This window comes from Kitasatospora sp. Xyl93, from assembly GCF_055383135.1.
Window position 1 is genome coordinate 6,845,336 of the sequence record NZ_AP029185.1, and the last position, 24,123, is coordinate 6,869,458.

General features: G+C 74.1%; 17 protein-coding genes. 5 read left to right on the top strand and 12 right to left on the bottom strand.

All coding sequences use genetic code 11. The annotated features are described in order from the left end of the window. Positions 1–63: 63 nt before the first annotated feature. From ACZ5GH_RS29750 to ACZ5GH_RS29765, 4 genes are all read right to left on the bottom strand, one after another. The gene (locus ACZ5GH_RS29750) at positions 64–1,434 is read right to left on the bottom strand and encodes a S53 family peptidase (RefSeq protein WP_464335812.1); all 1,371 of its coding nucleotides are present in this window, start codon (positions 1,432–1,434) and stop codon (positions 64–66) included. Positions 1,435–1,643: 209 nt separating this feature from the next. Next, complete coding sequence (fabG, locus tag ACZ5GH_RS29755; protein ID WP_387756709.1) at positions 1,644–2,402, bottom strand: 3-oxoacyl-ACP reductase FabG; 759 nt, start codon at positions 2,400–2,402, stop codon at positions 1,644–1,646. 191 nt (positions 2,403–2,593) lie between these two features. Next, positions 2,594–3,793, bottom strand: coding sequence for a thiolase family protein (locus ACZ5GH_RS29760; RefSeq protein ID WP_464335813.1), 1,200 nt, complete (start codon positions 3,791–3,793; stop codon positions 2,594–2,596). Positions 3,794–3,843: 50 nt separating this feature from the next. Further along, positions 3,844–5,007: an acyl-CoA dehydrogenase family protein gene (locus tag ACZ5GH_RS29765; protein WP_464335814.1), complete on the bottom strand. Its 1,164-nt coding sequence runs from the start codon at positions 5,005–5,007 to the stop codon at positions 3,844–3,846. Between the two features lie 170 nt (positions 5,008–5,177). On the opposite strand from ACZ5GH_RS29765, the gene ACZ5GH_RS29770 reads away from it, so the two are divergent. After that, positions 5,178–5,822 carry a TetR/AcrR family transcriptional regulator C-terminal domain-containing protein gene (locus ACZ5GH_RS29770; protein WP_387756706.1) on the top strand — a complete coding sequence of 215 codons (645 nt, stop codon included), beginning with the start codon at positions 5,178–5,180 and terminating at the stop codon, positions 5,820–5,822. 226 nt (positions 5,823–6,048) lie between these two features. On the opposite strand, the gene ACZ5GH_RS29775 is transcribed toward ACZ5GH_RS29770, so the two are convergent. The 7 genes from ACZ5GH_RS29775 to ACZ5GH_RS29805 all read right to left on the bottom strand — a co-directional run bounded on the left by ACZ5GH_RS29775 (position 6,049) and on the right by ACZ5GH_RS29805 (position 14,266). Next, positions 6,049–7,476, bottom strand: a complete 1,428-nt coding sequence (locus tag ACZ5GH_RS29775) for a sugar porter family MFS transporter (protein ID WP_387756824.1) — start codon at positions 7,474–7,476, stop codon at positions 6,049–6,051. Between the two features lie 253 nt (positions 7,477–7,729). Further along, positions 7,730–8,701 carry an L-histidine N(alpha)-methyltransferase gene (egtD, locus tag ACZ5GH_RS29780; RefSeq protein WP_464335815.1) on the bottom strand — a complete coding sequence of 324 codons (972 nt, stop codon included), beginning with the start codon at positions 8,699–8,701 and terminating at the stop codon, positions 7,730–7,732. Between the two features lie 45 nt (positions 8,702–8,746). Then, entirely contained in the window at positions 8,747–9,496 is a 750-nt protein-coding gene (egtC, locus tag ACZ5GH_RS29785) for an ergothioneine biosynthesis protein EgtC (protein ID WP_464335816.1), read from the bottom strand. Further along, a complete protein-coding gene (gene egtB, locus ACZ5GH_RS29790) occupies positions 9,496–10,944 on the bottom strand; it encodes an ergothioneine biosynthesis protein EgtB (protein WP_464335817.1) in 1,449 nt (482 codons plus the stop codon). Before egtB ends, egtC begins: the two co-directional genes overlap by 1 nt. After that, positions 10,941–12,248 (bottom strand): ergothioneine biosynthesis glutamate--cysteine ligase EgtA, encoded by a 1,308-nt coding sequence (egtA, locus tag ACZ5GH_RS29795; RefSeq protein WP_464335818.1) that lies wholly within the window; start codon positions 12,246–12,248, stop codon positions 10,941–10,943. Before egtA ends, egtB begins: the two co-directional genes overlap by 4 nt. A gap of 264 nt (positions 12,249–12,512) precedes the next feature. Continuing rightward, positions 12,513–13,760 carry a MalY/PatB family protein gene (locus tag ACZ5GH_RS29800; protein ID WP_464335819.1) on the bottom strand — a complete coding sequence of 416 codons (1,248 nt, stop codon included), beginning with the start codon at positions 13,758–13,760 and terminating at the stop codon, positions 12,513–12,515. Next, positions 13,757–14,266, bottom strand: a complete 510-nt coding sequence (locus ACZ5GH_RS29805; RefSeq protein WP_387756700.1) for an SRPBCC family protein — start codon at positions 14,264–14,266, stop codon at positions 13,757–13,759. Before ACZ5GH_RS29805 ends, ACZ5GH_RS29800 begins: the two co-directional genes overlap by 4 nt. A 248-nt stretch (positions 14,267–14,514) precedes the next feature. Here ACZ5GH_RS29805 and ACZ5GH_RS29810 point away from each other — a divergent pair, with 248 nt between their 5' ends. The 3 genes from ACZ5GH_RS29810 to ACZ5GH_RS29820 all read left to right on the top strand — a co-directional run bounded on the left by ACZ5GH_RS29810 (position 14,515) and on the right by ACZ5GH_RS29820 (position 21,602). Next, positions 14,515–15,321, top strand: coding sequence for an SAM-dependent methyltransferase (locus tag ACZ5GH_RS29810; RefSeq protein WP_387756699.1), 807 nt, complete (start codon positions 14,515–14,517; stop codon positions 15,319–15,321). Between the two features lie 187 nt (positions 15,322–15,508). Beyond that, positions 15,509–17,626, top strand: a complete 2,118-nt coding sequence (locus ACZ5GH_RS29815; protein ID WP_464335820.1) for a putative bifunctional diguanylate cyclase/phosphodiesterase — start codon at positions 15,509–15,511, stop codon at positions 17,624–17,626. An 802-nt stretch (positions 17,627–18,428) separates the two neighbouring features. After that, a complete protein-coding gene (locus ACZ5GH_RS29820) occupies positions 18,429–21,602 on the top strand; it encodes a protein kinase domain-containing protein (protein WP_464335821.1) in 3,174 nt (1,057 codons plus the stop codon). Positions 21,603–21,630: 28 nt separating this feature from the next. Here the strand turns inward: ACZ5GH_RS29820 and ACZ5GH_RS29825 are convergent, their stop codons facing one another. Continuing rightward, entirely contained in the window at positions 21,631–22,260 is a 630-nt protein-coding gene (locus ACZ5GH_RS29825; RefSeq protein WP_464335822.1) for a GTP cyclohydrolase II, read from the bottom strand. 293 nt (positions 22,261–22,553) lie between these two features. On the opposite strand from ACZ5GH_RS29825, the gene gdhA reads away from it, so the two are divergent. Continuing rightward, the gene (gene gdhA, locus ACZ5GH_RS29830; protein ID WP_464335823.1) at positions 22,554–23,972 is read left to right on the top strand and encodes an NADP-specific glutamate dehydrogenase; all 1,419 of its coding nucleotides are present in this window, start codon (positions 22,554–22,556) and stop codon (positions 23,970–23,972) included. Positions 23,973–24,123: the final 151 nt, after the last annotated feature.

Consider the following 24,123-nt stretch of genomic DNA (forward strand, 5'->3'; position numbering starts at 1 on the left):
AGCGGTTCCCTGTCACCCGCGACCCGGCGACCCGGCGACCCGCCGCCCCGGCGGCTCGCCCGCTCAGCGACCGGCGACCGCGTGCACGAACTTCGCCCCGTCGATGGTGCCCAGGCCGCTGGCGAGGTCGTAGCCCTCGGTGGCGCTGTAGCCGGTGACGCCTTCCCAGCTGTTGTCGCCCTGCTTCACGTCCACGATGCCGCTCCACTTGCCCGGCAGCAGGTTCAGCCCGTACAGGCGCCAGTTGAGCTGGCCGAGGCGGTGGCCGGCGAGCTGGTCGGCGAGCGCGACGACACCCGAGAACAGCGGGGTGGCCTCGCTGGTGCCGCCGGTGAGGTGCCAGCCGACCGAGGTCGGGTCGTAGGACTCGTAGGTCCAGGCGGCGCCGTCCACGGCCGCGCTCATGCTGATGTCCGGGGTGCCGCGGTGGTTGCCGGTGACGTTGGCGACGCCGGCCTGGTACCACGGGCGCTCGAAGACGCCCGAGACGCCACCGCCGCCGGCGCCGGACTTGTCGTGCCACACCTTGTCGGGCGCGGTGCGGTTGCCGGCGTCGTCCAGGGTCAGCTGGGTGCCGCCGATGGAGGTGACCAGCGGGTCCGAGGACGGCCAGGAGTTGACCTTGTACGGGTACAGGTCGGTGCCGTTCTCCTTGGCGTCGGTGGCGCCGTTGTCGCCGGAGGCGGCGAGCACGGTGACGTTGTGGTCGGCGGCGGCCTGGAAGGCGTACCGCAGGTCGGTGAGCGACTTGAAGTCGCCCTTGTCGAAGCCCGGGAAGGTGTTCTCGGTGGCGCCGAAGCTCTGCGAGATGACGTCGGCCCGGCCCTGCTTGATGAGGCTCTTCTCGGCGTCCATCATCTCGGGCAGGCCGGTGGTGCCCTCGGTCTCGGCGACACCGGTCTCGACCAGGATGATGTGCGCGTCGGGGGCGACCGCGTGGGCGTACTCGACGTCCAGGGTGGTCTCGCCGGCCCAGCCGGTGTGGTCGGGGTTCTTCGGGTCGAAGTCGGGGACGTTGCCCCACTTGACCACCTCGACGTTGGTGTCCGGGATGCCCCACTGCTTGTCGAATACCTCCAGGTCGTGCTGGATGGTCGGCGAGCCGAAGGAGTCGACGATGACGATCGTGCGGCCCTTGCCGGTGATGCCCTCCTGGTACAGCGGGTTCAGGTTGTAGGCGGCCCGGTACTGGAGCGGCGAGTAGCAGTGGATGCCGAGCTGGCTGACGCACTGGGCGGTGCTCAGCGGGGCGACGCGGCCCTGGGCGTTGTGGTGCCCGAAGGAGGCGGGGCGGACGTGGACGCCCGCGAGGTCGTGCGCGGGGGCGGCGATCGCGGTGCCGGCGGCCGGGACGGCGACGGTGCCGGCCGTGAGGGCGGTGGCCCCCACGGCGAGCAGGGCCAGGGCGCGGCGGAGGGTGGCGGGGCTGCCCATGGGGCTCCTTGGGGCGCAGGGCCCGACCTGGTTCGGTCGGGTCGGTCCGGCCATCCCATCGAGAGCCGCATGATCATGCCATAGTCATTTGGTGGGGTCGTGTGATCATGGTCATGGTCAGGCTCGGCCACGCGAAAAGGTAAAGGTCGCCCCAGGGGAAGGTAACCCCCCACCTGGGACGACCCGGTGACGATGCGTCAGCAAAGTGTCTAGCGTGCCCCGCCGTTGACGTACAGCGTCTGCCCGCTGACGTAGGACGCCTCCTCGCTGGCGAGGAAGACGACGACCGAGGCGACCTCCTCCGGCTGCCCGACCCGGCGCAGCGGCGTCCGGGCGGCGACCTCGGCCTGGTGCTCCTCGGCGCTGCTGCCGACCCGCTCGGCGGTGGCCGCGGTCATCGCGGTGGCGATGTACCCGGGGGCGACGGCGTTGACGTTGATGTTGAACGGGCCGAGCTCGATGGCCAGGGTCGCGGTGAGGCCCTGGATGCCGGCCTTAGCGGCCGCGTAGTTGGCCTGGCCCCGGTTGCCGAGGGCCGAGCGCGAGCTGAGCGAGACGATCTTCCCGTACTTCTGCGCGACCATGTACTTCTGCGCCACGTGGCTGCAGTTGTACGCGCTGGTCAGGTTGACCGTCAGCACCGCGTCCCAGTCGGACTTCGGCATCCTGAAGAACAGGTTGTCCCGGGTGATCCCGGCGTTGTTGACCAGGATGTGCACCCCGCCGAGGTCCTCCGCGACCTGCGCGAACACCGCCTCCACGGCGTCGTAGTCGGCCACGTCGCAGCCGTACGCCCGGGCGGTGCCGCCCTTGGCGGTGATCTCGGCGACCGTCCCGGCCGCCCGCTCGGCGGTGAGGTCGACGACCGCGACCGCCGCACCCTCCTCCGCCAGCAGACGGGCGGTGGCCGCCCCGATTCCCTGCGCCGCGCCCGTCACCACGGCGACCTTCCCCGCGAACCGTGTCATGTGAACTCCTTGGAAGTTGGATCGAACTGGCGACGACGGGCGACGGGCGACGGCCGACAACCGACAGCGAACAGATGACGGCCGACAGCTGACAACTGACAACTGACAGATTTCATCAGCTGTCATCTGTTCGCCGCGTCCGCTGCCGCCCGCCGCCGTCGCCCGGCGGCTGTCGCCCGCCCCGCCGTTGGTCAGAGGTTCTCGACCAGCACGGCCGTACCCTGCCCCACACCGACACACATGGTGGCCAGGCCGCGCCGGGCGCCGGTACGGCGCATCCGGTGCAGCAGGGTGGTGAGGATGCGGGCGCCGGAGCCGCCCAGGGGGTGGCCGAGCGCGATCGCGCCGCCACTGGGGTTGACCACCTCCTCGGCCTGCTCCGGGCTGAACCCGATCCCGTCGGCGGAGGCGAGCGCCTGGGCGGCGAAGGCCTCGTTCAGCTCGGCGGTGTCCAGGTCGGAGAGCGACCAGCCGGCCCGCGCGAGCACCTTCGCCGTGGCCGGCACCGGGCCGATGCCCATGACGTCCGGGTGCACCCCGGCCGAGGCGCCGGCCACGTACCGGCCGAGCGGCTGGAGCCGGAGGTCGCGCAGCGCCTCCTCGCTGACCAGGACCAGCCCGGCCGCGCCGTCGTTCATCGGCGAGGCGTTCCCGGCGGTGACGGTGCCCCCGGGCCGGAACACCGGCTTGAGGCCGGCGAGCTTCGCCAGGCTGGTGTCCTCACGGATGCCCTCGTCCAGGCTCACCGTCACCCCGTCCGGCCGCTCGACCGGGACGAGTTCGGCGTCGAAGTGCCCGTCCTTGCGGGCGGCGCCGGCCCGCTGGTGGCTGCGCAGCGCGAAGGCGTCCTGGCGCTCCCGGCCGATGCCGTACCGGGCGGCCACCTCCTCGGCGGTCTCGCCCATGCTGAGCACGCCGTGCAGTTCGGCCATCCGCGGGTTGGTGAGCCGCCAGCCGAGCCGGGTGTCGATGGTCTCCATCCGGTGCGGCAGCGCCTCGTCGGGGCGGGGCAGGACGAAGGGGGCGCGGGTCATCGACTCGCAGCCGCCGGCCAGCACCACCTCCGCCTCGCCGGAGCCGATGGCCCGGGCGGCGAGGGTGACGGCCTCCAGGCCGGAGGCGCAGAGCCGGTTGACGGTGGCTCCGGGGACGGTCTCCGGCAGGCCGGCCAGCAGCGCGGCCATCCGGGCGGCGTTGCGGTTGTCCTCACCGGCCTGGTTGGCGGCGCCCCAGTAGACGTCGTCGATCCGGGCCGGGTCGAGCGCGGGTACGTCGGCGAGCAGGGCGCGCAGCACGGTGGCCGAGAGGTCGTCCGGGCGGACCGTGGCGAGCGCGCCGCGCAGCCGGCCGATGGGTGTGCGGCGGGCGGCGGCGAAGTAGACGGGACGCACGTCGTCGGGCTCCTTGTCGGGTGGCGGGGCGGGGAGTGCCCGTGGCGGGGTCAGAAGGCGTTGACGCCGGTGAGGGCACGTCCGATGAGCAGTTGGTGGATCTGGCTGGTGCCCTCGTAGAGGGTCATCACCCGCGCGTCGCGCAGGTACTTGCCGACCGGGTACTCGTCGATGAACCCGTAGCCGCCGAAGACCTGGAGCGCGTTGTTGGCGGCCCGGACGGCGGCCTCGCTGGCGTACAGCTTGGCGACGGAGGACTCGGTGGCGAACGGCAGGCCGCGCTCGATGTGGTCGGCGACCTTCCAGGTGAGCAGCCGGGCCGCCTCCACGTCCACGGCGATGCCGGCCAGCAGCTCCTGGACGAGCTGGTGCGAGGCGATCGGCCTGCCGAACTGCTCGCGCTCGCCCGCGTAGCGGACGGCGGCCTCCAGGCAGGCGCGGGCGATGCCGACGCAGCCGGCCGCCACCGACATCCGGCCCTTGGCCAGCGCGGCCATCGCCACCGTGAACCCCTTGCCGACCTCGCCGAGCCGGGCGCTGTCCGGCACCCGGACACCCTCGAAGGAGAGCCCGGCGGTGGCCTGGCCGCGCAGGCCGAGCTTGCCGTGGATCTCGGTGCGGGTGAAGCCGGGCAGGTCGGTGGGGACGAGGAAGGCGGTGATGCCCCGGTGGCCGCGCTGCTCCGGCTCGTCGCCGCCGGTGCGGGCGAAGACCAGGGCGACGTCGGCCCAGGTGCCGTTGGTGATGAACGTCTTGGCGCCGCTGATCAGCCAGTCGTCGCCGTCCCGGACAGCCCGGGTGGTGAGGTTGGCGGCGTCGGAGCCGGTGCCCGGCTCGGTGAGCGCGAAGCAGGCGAGCGCCTCGCCCGAGGTGAGCCGGGGCAGCCAGTGCCGCTTCTGCTCCTCGGTGCCGAAGGCGTTGACCGACTTGCCGACCAGGCCGAGCGAGACCGAGACGATCCCGCGCACGGCCGAGTCGCCGCGCCCGAGCTCCTCCAGGATGAGGCAGTAGGCGAGGTGGTCGCCGCCGCTGCCGCCGTACTCCTCCGGGATGGTCAGCCCGAGGAAGCCGACCTTCGCCAGCTTGCCGATGATCGCGCGGTCGACGGACTCGGCGCGGTCCCACTCGGCGGCGTACGGCACGATCTCGCGGTCGGCGAAGGAGGCGGCGAGGTCCCGGACGGCGCTCTGCTCCTCGGACAACTCCAGGTTCACGGCGGCTCCCGAATCCGGTGTCCGGACCCGGCGTCGGGGCCGGGCCCATTAAACTAGCGCTGCAAGTTTTATGGGGGGACTGTAGCCCCGCCGGCCCGCGCTGGGAAGGGGCACCTGCCAGAATCGGTCGCCGGCACACCCGACCGGAGGAACCGGAGGCACCCGCCGCGATGGCCCGTCCACGCACCCCGCTGCTCAGCCGCGAGCGCATCGTCGCCGCCGCGCTGCGACTGATCGACGACGAGGGGCTGGACGCCCTGTCCACCCGCCGACTCGCCACCGAGCTGTCGGTCAGCGGACCCTCGCTCTACAACCACTTCGCCACCAAGGACGACCTGTTGGACGCGGTGGTGGACAGCGTCATCGGCGAAGTCGACCTGTCGATGTTCGGGACCGCCGGGCCTGCCTGGCCGCAGGCGCTGCGCGACTGGGCCCGCTCCTACCGCGCCGCGCTGGCCGCCCACCCCAACATCGTCCCGGTGCTGGCCCAGGGCCCCGGGCGGCGGCCGAACGCGCTGCGGCTGGCCGACGCCGTGTTCGGCCACCTGGTCGAGTCCGGGTGGCCGCGCGGCCAGGCGACCAGGATCGGCGCGCTGATGCGCTACTTCGTCACCGGTTCGGCGCTCGCCTCGTTCGCGGCCGGGTTCCCAGCGGACGTCGAGGTCTACGACGCGGCCGACTACCCGCACCTCGGCGAGGCGCACCGGCTGGCCGGTCACCGGGGGGCGGTGGACGAGGGCGCGTTCGAGACCGGGCTGGAGGCGCTGCTGGACGGGCTCGCCCTGCGCTACGCCCGGCTCGCCGAGCGGCCGTGAAGCGCCGGCCGGCGGCCCGGACCGGGCGAAACGCCAGGTCCGATCCGAACCGCCCCGACGGCCTGAACCGCCCTGGCCGACCGAACCGACCCGACGGCCTGGACCGCCCCGACCCGGCGCAACGCCCTGCGCCCCGCGAGCCCGTCGCCCTGCGGAAACGGTTCGGCCCCCGCACCCGCGCGCTGATCGCGCCGGGGTGCGGGGGCCGGGAAGTCTGACGGGCGGATCAGCCCATGTCCTCCAGCCGGACGCCCTTGGTCTCCTTCATGAACTTCGCCACGAAGAGGATGGACAGCGCGGCGAAGGCGGCGTAGATCAGGTAGGTCGCCGACAGGTTCCAGTGCGACATGGACGGGAACGAGACGGTGATCGCCCAGTTCGCGATCCACTGCGCGGAGGCGGCGACGGAGAGCGCGGCGGCGCGGATCCGGTTCGGGAACATCTCGCCGAGCATCACCCAGACGACCACGCCCCAGGACAGCGCGAAGAACAGCACGAAGGCGTTGGCGGCGACCAGCGCGACGGTGCCCTGGAGGTCGGGCAGGGTGAGGTTGTCCCCGCTGCCGGTGGCCGAGGAGAAGGCCCAGCCCGCCGTGCCGAGCGCGACCGCCATGCCGGCCGAGCCGATCAGGGCGAGCGGCTTGCGGCCGATCCGGTCGACCAGCACGATCGCGATCACGGTGCCGAGGATGTTGATCACCGAGCCGACGAAGCTGATCATCAGCGAGTTGCTCTGGTCGATGCCGACCGACTGCCACAGGATCGACGAGTAGTAGAAGATCACGTTGATGCCGACCAGCTGCTGGAAGACCGACAGGCCGATGCCGACCCAGACGATCGGGAGCAGGCCGAACCGGCCGCCGAGCAGGTCGCGGAAGCGCGGGCGGTGGTCGGAGGCGATCAGCGACTGGATCTCGGCGATCCGGGCGTCGGCGTCCACGCCCTCGCCCTCGACCTCGGCGAGCACCTTGCGGGCGTCGTCCAGGCGCTCGGCCTGGATCAGGTAGCGAGGGGACTCGGGGATGACCGACGAGAGCACGAAGTAGACCACGGCCGGGATGACGCAGATGCCGAGCATCCACTGCCAGGCCTCCAGGCCGAGCAGGTGGCCGCGGGTCTCACCGCCGGCCGCCTGCGCCAGCACCCAGTTGACCAGCTGGGATATCGCGATGCCGAGGACGATCGCGGCCTGCTGGAAGGAGGCCAGCCGGCCCCGGTACTTGGTCGGTGCGACCTCGGCGATGTAGGTCGGGGCGATCACCGACGCGATGCCGATGGCCGCGCCGCCGAGGACGCGCCACAGGGCGAGGTCCCAGGCGGAGAACGGCAGCATCGAGCCGACCGCGCTGACCGCGAACAGCAGCGCGCCCGCCTTCATGACCTTGATGCGGCCGTAGCGGTCGGCGAACCGTCCGGCGAACGCGGCGCCGATCGCCGAGCCCAGCAGGGCCGAGGAGACGATCAGGCCGGTGACACCGCTGCCGACGCCGAACTTCTCCTGGATCCCGGAGACGGCCCCGTTGATCACGGAGCTGTCATAGCCGAACAGGAAGCCGCCGAGGGCCGCTGCCGCGGTGATGAAGACGACGAAGCCGAGGCGGCCGGGCGCGGGGGCCTCGACCGCCCCGGAGGGCTTCTGGGTGACGCTCACGATCTGACTCCTGGTACTCAACGCTGAGCTCGGTAGCCGAGATCGTAACCCCTATTCGTTTAAGTCTTGTACACCTGGACCCTCAAGTTTCGCTCTGAGAATTCGTAAGGTGAACAAGCAAATTGGGGCCCCGGGTCTGTCGGCCAGGCTGCCCGGGCTTGTCGGCGAGGCCGCCCGGGCCCACCGCTCCACGGGGCCCGGGAACTCGCCGGTCGGGGGGCCCGGGCCTGCCGTCCAAGCCGCCCGGGCCGACCGGTCAGGCGGGCGAGGCGAGCGAGAGCCCGAACCGGCCCTCCGGATCCGTCCACCAGTGGCTCAGTCGCAGCCCGGCGGACGCCAGTTCCCCGGCCACCCGCTCCCGGCGGAACTTGGCCGACACCTCGGTGCGCAGCTCCTCGCCCCGGGCGAAGTGCACCGGCAGGTCCAGGGCCGGGATCTTCACGGTCTGCGAGCGCAGCGAGCGCAGCCGCATCTCGATCCACTCCTGCTCGGCGTCCCAGAGCGCGACGTGCTCGAAGGCGTCCGGGTCGAAGTCGGCGCCCAGCTCGCGGTTGAGCACGTTCAGGACGTTCCGGTTGAACTCGGCGGTCACCCCGGCGGAGTCGTCGTAGGCGGCGACCAGCACCGCCGGGTCCTTGACCAGGTCGGTGCCGAGCAGCAGGAAGTCGCCCGGGTCGAGGGCGGCGCGCAGGCGGCGCAGGAAGGCCGCGCGCTCCTGGGGCAGCAGGTTGCCGAGGGTGCCGCCGAGGAAGGCGACCAGGCGCGGGCGGCCCTCGGGGGGCAGGCCGAGCCGGGCGGTGAAGTCGGCGAGTACGCCGTGCACCGCGAGCCCGGGGTACTCGGCGGCGAGCGCGGCCCCGGCCGCGGTCAGCGCGCTCTCGCTGACGTCCACCGGGACGTACGTCTCCAGGGTGCCGAGCACGCGCAGGGCGTCCAGCAGCAGCCGGGTCTTCTCGGAGGAGCCGGAGCCCAGTTCGACCAGCGTGCGGGCCCCGGTGGCGGCGGCGATCTCGCCGGCCCGGGCGGTCAGGATGGCCCGCTCCGCGCGGGTCGGGTAGTACTCCGGCAGCCGGGTGATCTCCTCGAACAGCTCGCTGCCCCGCGCGTCGTAGAACCACTTCGGCGGCAGCCACTTGGGCTGCGAGGTCAGGCCGTGCTGCACGTCGTGGCGCAGCGCGGTGCTGAAGTGGTCGGCGGGCAGCAGTCGGGTGAGATCGAATGTGTCCATGACAGGGTGGTTCCTCTGTTCAGAAGATGAAGGGAGAGTGGGGAGTCAGTTGCGGCCGGGGAGGCGGCTCACGGTCACGCCGCGCGAGTCCACCAGCAGCAGTGAGCCGTCCGGGACGGTCGTCCAGCCCGGCGCGTCGTCGTACGGCTCGGAGGCCACCACGGTGCCGAGGCCCGGCAGCGCGCGGTGGTACAGGGTGTCGCCCCAGGTGGTCGCGGCTATCGCGGTGCCGTCGGTGAGCAGCAGATTGAGCCGGCCGGTGGTGTGCGCGGCGACGTCCGTGACGGTGCCCGCCAGTGCCTCGCCCAACCCTGCGCCGGCCCGCAGCCGGTGCAGGGCGAGCGCCCACAGCAGTGCCGAGTCGGTGCGCGCCTCCAGGTCCAGCAGTTCGGCCGGGGGCAGCAGGGCGGCCAGTGCGGCCAGCTTGCCGGGCCAGCCGGCCACCGCGCCGTTGTGGCTGAACAGCCAGCGTTCGGCGGCGAACGGCGCGGCCGCGCCCTCACCCGGCGCGCAGCCCTCGGTGGCGGAGCGGACGGCCGCCAGCAGCGCCCGGGTGCGGACCACCCGGGCGAGGTCGGCGAAGGTCTCGTCCGCCCAGATCGGGCCGGTCCGGCGGTAGCGGGCGGGCGCCTCGTCCCCGTCCGCGTACCAGCCGAGGCCGAAACCGTCCACGTTGACCGTGCCGTACTGCTGGACCCGGGGCGCCCAGGACTGCCGGTACAACCCGTACGGCGGGTGCACCAGCAGCTCGCGGGGTGCCAGTTGCTCGCCCAGGTAGGCGATGTGACGGCACATCAGTCCGCCTCCAGGCCGCGCGCGGTGCGGAAGCCGGCGAAGATCTGCCGCCGGACGGGGTAGTCCCAGTTGCGGAAGGTGCCTCGGCAGGCGACCGGCGCCACCGCGAAGCAGCCGCCGCGCAGCACCTTGTACTCGGGGCCGAAGAACACCTCCGAGTACTCCCGGTACGGCCAGGCCCGGAAGCCCGGGTAGGGGCGGAAGTCGCTGGCCGTCCACTCCCACACGTCGCCGATCAACTGCCGGACGCCGTACGGGGACTGGCCCTTCGGGTAGCTGCCCGCGCCGGCCGGACGCAGATGGCGCTGGCCGAGGTTGGCGTGCTCGGGGCCGGGCGGCCCGTCGCCCCAGGGGTAGCGGCGGGAGCGGCCGGTGGCCGGGTCGTACCGGGCCGCCTTCTCCCACTCGGCCTCGGTCGGCAGCCGCCGACCGGCCCACCGGGCGTACGCGTCGGCCTCGTACCAACTGACGTGCAGAACCGGCTCGTTCGGCTCGACCGGTGCCACCGATCCGAAGCGTCGGCGGAGCCACTGGCCGTCCTGGTGGCGCCAGAACAGCGGGGCGGTCAGGTCGGCGCGCAGCCGGTGCTCCCAGCCCTCCGGTGTCCACCAGTGCGGGTCGTCGTAGCCGCCGTCCGCGATGAAGCGCTGGTAGGAGGCGTTGGTGACCGGGGTGGTGTCCAGCAGGAAGGCCGGCAGGTCGACGGTGTGCGCCGGGCGCTCGTTGTCCAGCGCCCACGGCTCGGTGTCCGTACCCATGGTGAACGGGCCCGCGGGTATCAGGACTTCGGCGGGCAGGGCGGCCGCGTCGGCGGGTACGGGCGGCGGCGGGGGAGCGGCCAGGGCGGGCTCGCCCCGGCGGAGCTGGTGGGTGATCAGCATCGTCTCGTCGTGCTGCTGCTCGTGCTGGGCGATCATCCCGAAGGCGAACCCGGCCTCCAGCAGCGGCGCGCCCTCCAGCGGGCTGGCGGCCAGCAGGTCCAGCACCCGGCCGCGTACCTCGTGGGCGTAGGCCCGGGCCTCGGCGGGCGGCAGCAGCGGCAGGCTGGGGCGCTCGGCACGGGGGTGCTCGAAGGCGTCGTACAGCGGGTCGATCTCGGGGTGCATCGGGTCGCGGCCGCCGACGTTGCGCAGCAGCCAGAGTTCCTCCTGGTTGCCGATGTGCGCGAGGTCCCAGACCAGCGGGGACATCAGCGGGGAGTGCTGGGCGGTGAGGTCACCGTCCTCGACGCAGTCGGTCAGCGCGGCGGTCCGGGCGCGGGCGGCCAGCAGCTCGGTGGCGATGCTCTCGCGCAGCGCCTCGGTGCCGACGGCGCCGAGGTCGCCGACGGTGCCGACAGCGGAGATCGTGCCGGCAGCTGTGGCGGCGGTGGTGTCGGCTGTGGCGTCGGCACCCGTGCCGGTGGCGGCGGTGGAGTCGGTGCCCCCGCGGGGTCGGACGTCGGTCATGGTGCGGCCTCCTCCGGGGGAGTGCGTCGGGTGCCGGAGCGCAGGGCGTCCAGCTGGTCGTCGGCCGGGCAGCGGCCGCGCGCGGGGTAGCGCTCGGCGAACTCGGCGACGGTGTCGCGCAGCCGTCCGGCCCCGGGCAGGCGGCCCAGGGCGGCGTCGGCGGCGGCGAAGCAGCCCAGGGCGGCCCGGCGCAGCTCGGGGTCGGCCGTCGCCAGGGTGGCGGCGCGGCGCCAGGCCTCGCTGCGCGGCGGGCGCGGGGCGTTCGCGCCCTGCGGCCGGTCGAGGGACTCGAGCGGCTCCAGTGCGGCGAGCGCGGCGTCGGCGGCCACCGGGTCGTCCAGCAGCGCGGTGACCAGTGCGGCGACCACCACCCAGCCGTCCCCGGGCTGCGCGTCGATCATCCGCAGCTCCAGGTGGCCGCGCGGGCGCACCGGGGGGAAGAGCGTGGTGCTGTGGTAGTCCAAGTCGTCCAGCGTGGGCGGGCGTTCACCCGCCCCGCGGATCCAGTCGCGGAAGGTCAGCCCGGCGGGGGCCGTCCACGGCAGGCCCTCGGGCCTTCGTACGCACAGCACTTGGGCGTCGAGCACGTACTGTGCCCAGGCCTCGCGCGGGTCGCCGTGGTCGGGCTCCGGGGCGAGCGTGCGGGTCGGGTCCATCCGGGACCAGACGGTCTGCCGGGTGGACCTGTGGCCGGTCGGATTCCCGTCCAGGATCGGCGAGTTGGCGAAGGCGGCGATCAGTACCGGGCCCAGTCGGTGGGCCAGTCGCCAGCGGCGCTGCGCCGCCTGTGGGCCGTCCGCTTCGCCGGCGTCCAGGCACACCTGCACCGACGCTGTACCGGTCATCATGATCCGGCCCCAGGGCCCGGCGGAGTCGAAGAAGCGCTCCATCGCGCGGTAGCGGGGGTGGTCCAGCACCATCCGCCGGGGGCGGGCCAGCGGGTCCGTCCCGGTGCCGGTGAGGCGCAGGCCCTGCGCCGCGAAGGCGGCCCGCAGGGCGGTCAGATCGCGTCGGGTGTCCTCGACGCAGTTCAGGAGGCCGGTGGCGGGCGGGGAGCTGAGCTCGACCTGTCCGCCGGGTTCGAGCGTGAGTCGCGAACCGGAGGGGAGCGAAGTGCCGTCCGGGCCGCCGAGCGGCAGCGACTCCAGTGCGGCGTGGAGCAGTTCCGGCCGTACGGGCCGGGAGGGACATCGATCGTCATGGACGAACCACTCGACTTCCACCCCCACCAGACGGGGCGGTCCGATCTTGAAGCAGACGCCCGACACGTGGCTGCGCGCCCCCGATTCGGTCAACGGGGTCACCCCCGGTGGGGGCGGTTGCGTGCTCTGCCGGTCGGGCGGAGTGGTGCGGGATACCGGTATCACCGGACTCACCATCCTCGGGATCACGATTGCGGCCCGGTCTACCTTGCCCAGTTTGCTACGGAGCATGCGGGGGCGCTCCGCAAAAATCCCGTGAACGTCCGTCTTCGCAGGTCAGCGGTGTGGCGAACGGGTGAAGCCAGGGCTCGCCGGGCCTCCGACGCGCGGGGTGCGGGCCGGGTCCGACCGGGGCATGTGCCGGGGTCACAGGCGCTCGAGGCGCTCCAGGACGGTCGCCAGCGCCGGCCCCGGCAGGGCGTAGTTCAGGCGCAGCGAACCCTCGCCGCCGGGGCCGAAGTCGGCGCCGGCGGAGGCCTCCAGGCCGCAGCGCTCCAGCAGCGCCCGGCGGGCGTCGGCGGGCGGCAGGCCGAGCGCTGCGGCGTCCAGCCAGAGCAGGTAGGAGGCCTGCGGGGTGCAGCGGACGGCGGTCCCGAGCCGGTCGGTCAGCCGGGTGCGGGCGGCGGACAGGTGGGCGAGCAGCGCGTCCAGCCACGGGCCGCCCTCGCGCAGCGCGGCCTGCTGCACGGTCTGCTCCAGCAGGCCGCCTTCCCAGAGGCCGTAGCCGGCCAGTGCCTCGGCGAACCGGGCGCGCAGTCCGGGGTCCGGGACGAGGGCGAAACTGCTGGGAATGCCCGAGCAGTTGAAGGTCTTGCCGACGGAGTTGAGGGTGACGACGAGGTGCCGGTGCGCGGGGTCGGCGGTGGTGACGGCGACGGGGTGAGCGCGGCCGGGGTGGGTGAGGTCGCCGTGCACCTCGTCGGAGACCAGCAGCGCGCCGCTCTCGGCCGCCCGGGCGGCGAGCCCGCGCACCGCACCGGCCGGCCACACCGTGCCGGAGGGGTTGTGCGGGTTGCTCAGCAGGACGGCGCCGGCGGGCCGGGGGAGCGGGCCGCGCGGGAGCCGGTAGCCGTCCGGGTCCAGGGGCAGCGGCAGTTCGCGGTACGGGAGGCCGGCGGCGCGGCAGAGCTGGGCGAAGCCGCCCCACTCGGGGGTGGGGAAGAGGACGGGGGCCTGCGGCCGTACGGTCTCCAGCAGGACGCGCAGCGCGGTGCGCGGGCCGCAGGGCAGCAGCAGGACCCAGTCCGGGTCCACCGCGGCGTCGTGCCGGACGCGGTACCAGTCGGCCACCAGCGTGCGGCCGGCCGGGTCGCACCCCGTGTAGCCGTACGCGCGGTGGCGGGTGCGCCGCTCCAGCGCCTCGGCGACGGCGGGCGGGCCGGGCAGGTCCATGTCGGCGAGGCCCATCGGGACCACCCCGGGCGCGTCCGCGCGGGCCCACTTGCTGCTGCCGGTGCCGGTGCGGTCGAAGGGGGCGTCGAAGCCGAAGTCAGGGGGGTCGGTGGGCGCGGGCGTGGGGCCGGCCTCGGTGTCGGGCGCGGGGTCGGGGGAGCGGCGAACAGCTGACAGATGTTGAAACCTGTCAGCTGTTCGCTGAAAGTCGTCGTCTGTCATCTGTCCGCCGTCATCCGTCGCCTGTCGTTCGAGCCCCCGCCGGATCCATCACCCCGCCCCGCCAGGTACGCCGCGAGCCCCCGCTGCCCCCGGCGCATCATCACCGCGTGGTTGGCCCGGAACAGCGGGTGCAGCGGCAGGGCGAATCGGCGCAGCAGGGGTCGGCCGGGCCGGGCGTCCTCCTCGAACAGCACCCGGCTGCCCGCACCGCGAGGCCCGTCCGGCGTCACCGTGCACCGCGTCCAGCCGTTCAGGTCACCCCGCATGGTCACCTCCAGCACTCCGGCGGCCGGATCGCGCCGGCTCGGCACCAGGCCGACCACCAGCCGGTACGGCAGCAGCGCGCGCAGCACCACGTCCCCGGAGTCCTCGCCGGTCGGCCGTGCCTCCCGCACCTCCGGCCACCACAGCGGGTAGCTCTGCACGTCCTCCAGTGCTGCGTACACGATGGGTGCCGGAGCCGCGAGCCGCCAGACGTCCCGGAATCGGTAGTGGTTGGGGTCCACGGCCCCAGCCTAGTCCGGCCCCGGTCGGACCCGGGGGTGAACGCGGTTGGACCGTTGCCGAGTTGGTCCGCGGCGCGGGCCCGGTGTGGAGGTGAACGTTCCGCGAACACCTCCCGGCCAGGAAGGGCCCACTCCGCTTGCACCCGTTCGGGGTGCGGAGGAGGATCTTCTGTGCTTGTAGTCTCATCAGTCACGGCAGCATCCCCTGGGCGCTGCACCCCCAGAACCGGAGTGAAGGAGTCACGGGCATGCGGCGACCGAGCTGGGTACCGGAGGGTACGGACCTGGACAAACCGAACGCCGCGCGGGTCTACGACTACTACCTGGGGGGCTCGCACAACTTCGAGGTCGACCGGGAGATGGCCCGCAAGGCGATCGCCCTGTGGCCGGAGCTGCCGCAGATCATGCGCTCCAACCGGGCCTTCCTGCGGCGCGCCGTCACCTTCCTCGCCGAACAGGGCGTCACCCGCTTCCTGGACATCGGCTCCGGCATCCCGACCTTCGGAGCGGTGCACGAGATCGCCCGCGCGATCCGCCCCGAGGCGAAGGTCGTCTACGTGGACCGCGACCCGGTCGCCGTCGCGCACAGCCGCCTGCTGCTGGAGGACGACCAGGACTGCGCCGTCGTCCAGGCCGACCTGCGCGACGTCGCCGACCTGCTGGCCCGCCCCGAGGTCGTCGAGCTGCTGGCGGCCGGCGAGCCGGTGGCCGTGCTGCTGGTCGCCGTCGCGCACTTCGTCAGCGACGACGAGGACCCGTGGAAGCTGATCGGCGTGATCCGCGACGTCCTCCCGCCCGGCAGCGCGCTGGTGCTCTCGCACGCCTCCCTGGAGGGCCGCCCGGACCAGGCGGAGGACCACCAGAAGCTCTACAAGCGGACGCCGACCCCGCTGACCATGCGCACCCACGAGCAGATCACCGCGATGTTCTCCGGCTTCGAGCTGGTCGAGCCCGGCGTGGTCTACCTGCCGCAGTGGCGCCCGGACCAGCCCGGAACGGTCGGCGAGCACCCCGAGCGGATGACCGGGGTGGCGGGCGTGGGGTTCCGCCCTTGAGCGGACGCGACGGACGAGGCGCCGACGGCCGTACGCCCCGCGCGGCGGCCGCCGGCGTCGCGGCGCCGGGCACGGGCGGCAGCGGCACGCGCGCCGGCGGTACCGGCCGACGGGCTGCCGCCGGGCACGCAGAGCCCGCCGCGACCGCCGGAACCGGCGCGCAGACCAGAGGAACCAGGTTCAGCAGATGAGTACCACCCCGGTGCGCGGCAACGCGGAGCGGTTCCACGAGGCGTGGGCCCAGCTGCTCTCCGCCGACCACGGCATCGCCGTCCACCCCGGACTGCTCGGCCGACTGGTCGCGCGCACCGCCGCGCTGCTGCACCGCGCCCAGGAGGACGACCCGTTCGAGCCGCGGCTGGCCGCGCAGGCCGGCGCCGAACTGGTCGACGCGCACTTCACCGACCCGGTGCTGCTGTCCCGGGCGGTCGAACTGCTGCAGGCGCAGCCCGTCCACGACGACCGCGGCCCGGCCCTGACCGGCGCCTTCGCGGCCGGCTGGGCGGCGGCCCTGCGCGAGCGCACGCTGTCCGAGCAGGAGGCGATCCGCACCGCCGCCGACGCGGCCCGCAAGGAGGCCGAACGGGCGCTGCGCGCCTCCGAGGCCCGCTTCCGGGCGCTGTTCGAGAGCGCCGCGATCGGCATCGGCATCGGCGACACCGACGGCAACATCATGGCGGTCAACAAGGCCCTCCAGGAGCTCTTCGGCGCGGGCCCGGACGACATGATCGGCCGCCGGGTCGGCGACCTCGTGCACCCCGAGGACACCCCGGGCGTGTGGGAGGCGTACGAGGAGCTGATCAGCGGCAAGCGGGACTACTTCCAGTTCGACAAGCCGTACTACCGCCAGGACGGCGAGGTGGTCTGGACCCACCTGACCGTCTCGCTGATCCGCGACGACGACGGCTCCCCGCAGTACCAGGTCGCGATGCTGGAGGACGTCACCGACCGCTACCGGCTCCATGAGCGGCTGCGCCACCAGGCCACCCACGACCCGCTGACCGGCCTGCCCAACCGCGCGGCCTTCTTCGAGCGGCTGGAGAAGCTGTTCGAGGATCCCGAGCCGGGCGCCCGCTTCGGCCTCTGCTACGTCGACCTCGACGGCTTCAAGGTGGTCAACGACAGCCTCGGCCACGACATGGGCGACCAGCTGCTGTCCGCCGTCGGGGCCCGGCTGAAGGCCGCCCTCAGCCCGCTCGGCCACCTGGTGGCCCGCCTCGGTGGCGACGAGTTCGTCGTCCTGCTGGAGAAGTGCCGGGGCGAGCAGGAGGCGGTGGCCGCCGCGAAGACCGTGCTCAAGGCGCTGGCCGGGCCGGTGCTGATCGGCGACCACAAGCTCGCCGTCGGCGCCAGCGTCGGCGTGCTGGAGCGGCGGGTGTCCACCACCACCCCGGGCGCCGCCGTCCGGGCCGCCGACCTCACCCTCTACCGCGCCAAGGAGGCCGGCCGCGGCCGCTGGACGCTGTTCGACCCCAAGGAGAACGCCCGGGCGGTCAGCCGCTACGCGGTGTCGGTGCGGATGCCCGCGGCCCTCGACCGCGGCGAGTTCTTCATCGACTACCAGCCGCTCTACCGCCTCGCGGACGGCCGGCTGGCCGCCGTGGAGGCGCTGGTGCGCTGGCGCCACCCGCAGCTCGGCGTGCTCGGCCCGGACGAGTTCGTCACCACCGCCGAGGAGACCGGGCTGATCATGCCGCTCGGCCGCTGGGTGCTGGAGCAGGCCTGCGGCCAGGCCGCGGACTGGATCAAGCGGTACGGCGACGCCGCTCCGCAGCTCAACGTCAACCTGGCGGTCCGCCAGGCCCGCAGCGCCGCCCTGGTCACCGACCTCGGCCGGATCCTCGACAGCACCGGACTGGACCCGGCCCGCCTGCAGCTGGAGATCACCGAGTCGACCGTGGTCGGGCCCGAGGACGAGGCGCTGCGCACCCTGCACGGGTTGGTCGACCTCGGGGTGTCGCTGGCCGTGGACGACTTCGGCACCGGCTGGTCCAACCTCGCCTACCTGCGGGACCTGCCGGTCTCCGGGCTGAAGATCGCCGGCTCCTTCGTCGGCGACCTGCACGAACCGGGGAAGGACGAGTCCACCGGGTGGCGGATCGTCAGCGGGCTGGTCTCGATGGCGCACGCGCTCGGCCTGACCGTCACCGCCGAGGGCGTGGAGACCCACCGGGACGCCGAGCGGCTGCGGACCATGGGCTGCGACTGGGCGCAGGGCTGGCACTTCGGGCGCCCGGTGCGCCCCGGCGAGATCGCCCGGCGGATCCTGGAGGAGCCGCTGGGGCGCCCGGTCGAGGAGCGCTGAGGACGGCCCGGAGCCGGTCAACCGCGGTCCCGACCGCGGTCCGGCCCGGCCTCGGCCCGGGTTTCGGCCCGGGTTTCGGTCCGAGGCCTGGTCGGCCCCCGGGCCGGGCCGGTCCCGGGGCCGGGCCGCTCCCGCACGGACCGCTCCGGTGGCCGCGTCGCGTGGACGGCCCGGCCGGGGCGCCGACGGCCCCGCGGCGGCCTCGACGGCGCCCGGTTCCCCGCCGCGGACACGCTTGCGTATCGGTCCTGCGATAGGGCGGTCCTGATCCGGAAAAGCGGCCGACACCCGCGTCCCACGTGCGGGATGATGACGCGTCACAATCCACCCCGGCATCGGTGCGCCCACGGTCACGGCCCGCGCCGGTCCGGGTCGCGGGGGAGGGGAACGTCGCATGGGCACGACGGAGGACGCGGTCCCGGCCGAGGGCGATCGGCACGGGCCGGGGCCCCGGTCGGCCGCCGGGGCCGAGCCGGGGAATCCGCCGCGGAGCAGGGTGGAACGGTGGTCGCGGGGGCGCTGGCACGGCTCCGACTCCGGCCCGGCCCGGCCGTCCCGGCTCGGATCGGGCCCGCCCCCGGTGGACCCGCCGACCCGGGTGGACCCGCGGGCCGCGACCCGCCGGGCGCCCGCCGCCCCGCCGCGCTTCGACCCGGAGGCCGCGACGCGCCGGACATCCGGCGCCGAGCCGCGGTTCGATCCCCACGCGCCCACGGAACTCCGACCGGGCCGACCGGGTGGGCTTTCCGAGCCGGGAGACCCCGGACGGCTGGGGGGTTCGGACCCCATCGACCCGGAGGCGGTGACCGAGGTCGTCCGGCCCCGCTCCGGGGCAGCGGCCGGCCCGCGCTCCTGGCTGGACGGCATCGGCCCCGGCGGCCCCGCTCCGGTCGGCGGGTCCGGCGGAGCGCGGGACGGAGCGGTAGCCGGCGGACCGGACGGCACCGAGGGCGGGTACGGCGACGTGCCGGGCGCCGACGGCCCGTTCGAGGGCGCCTTCCCGGACGCCCTGCGCAGCCGCTTCATCCCGCTGGGCCGGGCCGGGGCCGGCTCCGAGGGCACCGTCTGGTACGTCCGGCGCACCGACGGCGGCGGCGACGCGGCCGTCAAGGTGGCCGTCGCCGGCCAGCCGATGGACCACGACCTGCTCGTCCACCTGCGCAACGACGGCTTCCGCCGGCACGTCCCGCACCTGATCGACTTCGGCCGGGTCCGCCACCACGGCGCCCACGTCGACTGGGTGGCCATGGAGTACCTGCCGGTCACCCTCGCCGCGCACGTCGCCGGGCTGTGGCGGGCGGGCGGGCACGGCGACCGGCGGACCACCGAGCAGATCGTCTACGAGCTCGTCGCCCTGCTCGACTTCTGGCAGCGGCGGATCAAGCGCAACCCGCTGGACTTCAAGCCCGCCAACATCCTGGTGCGCCCCGGCAGCGGGGCCGGCGAGTTCGTGATCGCCGACTTCGGCGGCGTCGACCGGCTCACCGACAGCCGCCGGTTCAGCTCCGCGATGATGGTCACCGTCGCCTACATGGCCCCCGAGCAGCTGGCCGGCAAGAACCACCAGGCCGGGCCCTGGTGGGGGCTCGGCAACGTGCTGTACGAACTGTTCGTCGGCCGCCCCCGGTTCGTCGGCGCGGACGGTGAGCGCCCGGCCGACCAGGAGCTGGAGCTGGAACTGGTCATGGGCGAGGAGGTGGACCTCAGCGCCGTCCGGGACCCGCGCCAACTGCTGCTGCTCCAGGGCCTGTTCACCAAGAAGCCGGAGGACCGCTGGACCGCTCCGCAGGTCCGCAGCTGGCTGGCCGGCGGCACCCCCGAGGTGATCCGCCGACGGCCGCAGGCGCACACCCGGGCGCACCGGCCGGTCACCTTCCTCGGCAACCCGTTCACCGACCCGGTCCGGCTCACCGAGGCGCTGCTCAAGAACTCCGGTGCGGCGGCCCGTTGGCTCTCCACCGGGGGAGCGGAACGGGTGCGGGACTGGCTGCGGGACGAGGTCGAGGACACCGTCTTCGACCTGCACTACCTTTCCGAGGTGGCCCGGGCGCCCGGCTCCCGGCGCGAGCCCGTGGCGGCGGTCGCGGTGCTCGCGATGGGCGCCGCCTTCGTTCCGGGCGCCGTCCCGCACTACCGCGACCGTCCGATCGACACCCCCGGGCTGGAACGCGTCGTCACCGAACCGGACGGCGCCGAGTTCATCGACGAACTGGTCCGGGGCGGGGCGCCGGCCGTGGTCGCCCGCTACGACTGCTTCCATCCCGAGTGCGCGGGCGAGCACTGTTCGCGGCTGCTCGCGCTGGCCGGACTGCCGGAGGTGCTGGCCGAGGTGGACCGGCTGGCCCGCACCGTCGGCGGCGGCCGGCGCGGCGGCGACGGGCTCAGCCCGGAGGAGCGCGAGGAGGCGCACCGGCAGGCGGTTTGGCTGAGCATCCGGCCGGAGGAGCGCGCGCGGCTGCTCGGCCGGCTCTCGCCGCTGCCCGCCGCACTGCACCGGCTGCCGCTGCCCGAGCGGGTCGCGGAACTCGCCGCCGTGGTGGCCGCCACGGTCGTGGACGGCGCGCTGGCGGCGGGCGCGGGCGCCCGCACCGTCGTACGGACGGTGGCCCGCAGACCGGCGCCCGACCCGGCGGCGGCCACGCCCCGGGACGTGGTGCGGCGCCGCTGGTCCGCGCTGCGGCGCCGGGCGGTGGGCGCGGATCCGGCGCAGCCCGGCGGGCGGGCGGCCCTGGTCGCGGCGGAGGCGCTGCGGCGGCGCGGCCGGGGACGGCCCGAGCGGCCCGAGCCGCAGGCCGGGGCCGGAGGCGGGGTGCGACAGGAGGGGCGGGTGGCCCTGCTGTGGCGCAACCGGCGCCGACGGCCGCCGGTGGACTGGCGGGGGCGGCTGGCGGCCTGGTGGCCGCACGCCCGCACCGCGCTGCCGCGCCGGGCGGGGGCGGTCGTGCTGCTGCTCCTCGCCTTCGGGCTGCTGCTGTGGGCGGGGGCGGTGCTGCGCTACCCGGTCGAGGCGGGGGAGAAGCTCGACATCTCGCCCACCGGCGTGTTCGGCGGCCCGCTGCGGAAGGCGGGCGACCACGCGGCCCGGCAGGTGGTGGGCCAGCTCGGCGCGGGGCTCGTCGCGGCCGCCGTGATCGCCTTCTTCCCCGCCCGGGTGGGCGTCGGCACGGCGCTGCTGACCGGGGCCGGGGCCGTCGCCATCGGCTACCTGCGGCTCGGGCCGCCGATGACGGCGCTGGAGACGCCGCCGTCGGTGGCCGAGCGGGTGGTCGTGTTCGAAGGGGGGATGGGGAGTTGGGCGGGCATCGCGGCCGTGGTCGCGATCGTGGTCTCGCTCGTCCTGGTCGAGCGGGCCTCGAACCGGCTGCTGAAGCCGGCCCAGGAGGCGCGCAGGCAGGTCCGGGAGGCCTGGCGGCGGCTGGACGCGCGGAGCGCGGCACGGTCGTCCGGGACGGCCACCGCCGCCGGACGGTCGGCCGCCGCAGCCGGGCGGTCGGCGGGCGCGCCGTCCGGGCGGTGGCGGACGGGCGGCGCGGGCACCCGCGACCGGCTGCGGTTCGCGCTCGGGACGACGGCGGTGCTGGTGCTGCTGCTGTGGGCGGCGGTCGAGGTCCGACTGGCGGCCACCGGGGTGCACCGGACGCCCGCCTCCTGGGGGACGGGGCAGACCGGTGCGGCCTACCAGGCCGGATTCGTCCTGCTGCTGGCGGTGGTGTCGCTGGTGAGCACCCTCGGGACGCCGGCCACCGCCCGGGGGCTGTTCGCGCTCTGGATCCCGGCCACCCTGTTCCTGGGGGCCTGGCCGGGGCCGCTGGGGCCGGTCGAAGCGCTGCGGATTCCGGTGCTGGAGGGGCCGTTCCGGGCGATCGCCGGGCTGTGGGGGCGCGGGGCCTTCTGGGCCGCGCTGCTGGTGGCGCTGCCGCTGGCGGCGTACGCGGGGCTGCGGACGGTCGGGAGGCGGGCGGGGCGCGGTAGGTGATGGACGGGCTGACGGGCGGGCGCGCCCGTCAGCCGACCAGTCGGGAGAGCTCGATCGAGTGCCCCGTCCGCTCCACCTTCGCCCGCAGGTAGCGGACGTTGCTCGCCGACAGGTGCACCCCCGTCGGCACCCGGTGCCGTACGACGATCCCCAGTTCGGCCAGCTGCGCCGCCTTGTCCGGGTTGTTGCTCAGCAGGTCGATGCCGGTCGCGCCGAGTGCGGCGAGCATCTGGGCGGCGGCGGTGTAGTCCCGGCCGTCCTCGGGCAGTCCGAGCGCGGTGTTGGCGTCGTACGTGTCCAGGCCGGAGTCCTGGAGGGCGTAGGCGTCCAGCTTGTTGTAGAGCCCGATGCCGCGGCCCTCCTGCCGCAGGTAGAGCAGGTACCCGCCGGCCTCGCTGATCCGCTCCACCGCCTCGCGCAGCTGCGGACCGCAGTCGCAGCGGTCCGAGCCGAAGACGTCGCCGGTCAGGCATTCGGAGTGCAGCCGCACCAGCGGTGTCCCGCCCTCGGGGACGGTGCCGAGCGCGAGCGCGAGGTGCTCGGCACCGTCGGCGAGGCCGTGGAAGGTGAAGGCATCCGCCTCGGCCCGGTAGCCGTCGGGGAAGGTCAGCGGGATGCGCACACGCGAGCGCACCGTGGCGGAGCCGGGCTGCGGCATGGGTGGGCCTCCGTGGTTCGGGGGTGGATCGTTGCGGATCGGGCGTGGATCGGAGGTCGACCGTACTAGGTAGTTCCAATTTGAACAACTGGAGCCGGGTGGGACCGGACTCGATCACGGAGGCGCACAACACCCCGTCAGCCCCGCCTGTTCCCCGCGGCTCTTCCAACATGTGGATGGTGCGGGACCCGCGGTGTGGACATTGCGAGACTTGCCCCGTTTCCCTGGGCACGTCCCTCAGGCCCGCCGGGACATCGCGCACGCCCATCGACGACCACGGAAGGGCCCACCAGATGCCGACGACCCCCGCCAGCCCCCGCCCCTTCTCCTCCTCCTTCTCCTCATTCGACGCCGGCTCCTCCTTCGAAGCCGAACGGCGCGCGATCGAGGCGCTCTACGCGGACGTGGTCCGCCGCAACCGGGGCGAGGAGGAGTTCCACCAGGCCGTCCACGAGGTGCTGGAGACCCTGGCACCGGTGCTCGCGCACCGCCCCGAACTCCTCGACGCCCGGATCATCGAGCGGATCTGCGAGCCCGAGCGGCAGCTGATGTTCCGGGTGCCGTGGACGGACGACTCCGGCGACATCCACGTCAACCGCGGCTTCCGGGTGGAGTTCAGCAGCGCCCTCGGCCCGTACAAGGGCGGGCTGCGCTTCCACCCCTCGGTGAACCTCGGGATCGTCAAGTTCCTCGGTTTCGAGCAGATCTTCAAGAACGCGCTCACCGGTCTGCCCATCGGCGGCGGCAAGGGCGGCTCCGACTTCGACCCGAAGGGCCGTTCGGCCGCCGAGGTCATGCGGTTCTGCCAGTCCTTCATGACCGAGCTGTACCGCCACCTCGGCGAGTACACCGACGTGCCGGCCGGGGACATCGGCGTCGGTGGCCGGGAGATCGGCTACCTCTTCGGCCAGTACAAGCGGATCACCAACCGGTACGAGAGCGGCGTGCTCACCGGAAAGGGTCTCGGCTGGGGCGGCGCGCGGGTCCGTACCGAGGCCACCGGCTACGGCTGCGTGATGTTCACCTCCGAGATGCTGAAGAGCCGCGGCGAGGGCCTGGACGGGCGCCGGGTGGTCGTCTCAGGATCCGGCAACGTCGCCGTCTACGCGATCGAGAAGGCGCAGCAGCTGGGTGCGACCGTGCTCACCTGCTCCGACTCCTCCGGGTACGTGGTGGACGAGAAGGGCATCGACCTCGACCTGCTCAAGGAGGTCAAGGAGGTCCGGCGCGGCCGGGTCTCCGACTACGCCCGACTGCGCGGGAGCCACGTCCGGTTCGTCGAGGGCCCGGGCGTGTGGAGCGTGCCCTGCGACGTCGCGCTGCCCTGCGCCACCCAGAACGAGCTGACCGGGGCGGACGCGCTGGCCCTGGTGCGCAACGGGGTGCTGGCCGTCGCCGAGGGCGCGAACATGCCCACCACCCCGGAGGCGGTGCGGGTGTTCCAGGAGGCCGGGGTGGCCTTCGGTCCGGGCAAGGCGGCGAACGCGGGCGGTGTCGCGACCAGCGCGCTGGAGATGCAGCAGAACGCCTCGCGCGACTCCTGGACCTTCGAGCACACCGAGGAGCGGCTGGCCGGGATCATGAAGCACATCCACGAGTCCTGCTTCACCACCGCCGAGCGCTACGGCCACCCGGGCAACTACGTGGTCGGCGCGAACATCGCCGGCTTCGAGCTGGTCGCGGACGCGATGCTCGCCCAGGGCCTGATCTGAGCCGCTGACGGCCACCGGGGCCCTGGCCACCGGGACCCGGCCATCGGGACCCGGCCATCGGAGTCCCGGCCATCGGGACCCGACCGGAGCGGGCACCGATTGTCGGGTGCGGCAGGGTGGGTCCTTTCTACGGTGAAGTCAGTAAGGGAAG